The following is a 244-nucleotide window of genomic DNA, read 5'->3' as shown; positions in this document are numbered from 1 at the left end:
AGCTGCTGGTGTGGGATGGCAATGGCGTCTGGCTCTGTGTCCGGCGACTGCACACGGGCCGCTTCGTCTGGCCGCAGAGTAGCGATCAGCTGTTTACCCTGAGCCAGGCCGACTGGCACTGGCTGACCGCCGGCATCGACTGGCGGCGGGTCGATGCGCCACCGCCGGCGCATCTGCAGGTATAAAAGTCGCTTCAAACTCAAGCAGGAAGCGGCTTCTGGTGGGTGGGGCATGGTAAAATCCG

General features: G+C 63.5%; 1 protein-coding gene. It reads left to right on the top strand.

Going from position 1 to position 244, the window contains the following annotated elements; all coding sequences use genetic code 11:
* Positions 1–185: IS66 family insertion sequence element accessory protein TnpB (tnpB, locus tag PZA18_RS24875; RefSeq protein ID WP_284103550.1), on the top strand; the 185-nt coding region annotated here is incomplete at its 5' end.
* Between the last annotated feature and the right edge of the window lie 59 nt (positions 186–244).

The sequence above is a fragment of the Parachitinimonas caeni genome, from assembly GCF_030129945.1.
GTDB lineage: Bacteria > Pseudomonadota > Gammaproteobacteria > Burkholderiales > Chitinimonadaceae > Parachitinimonas > Parachitinimonas caeni.
This window is presented reverse-complemented; position numbering and strand designations above follow the sequence as displayed.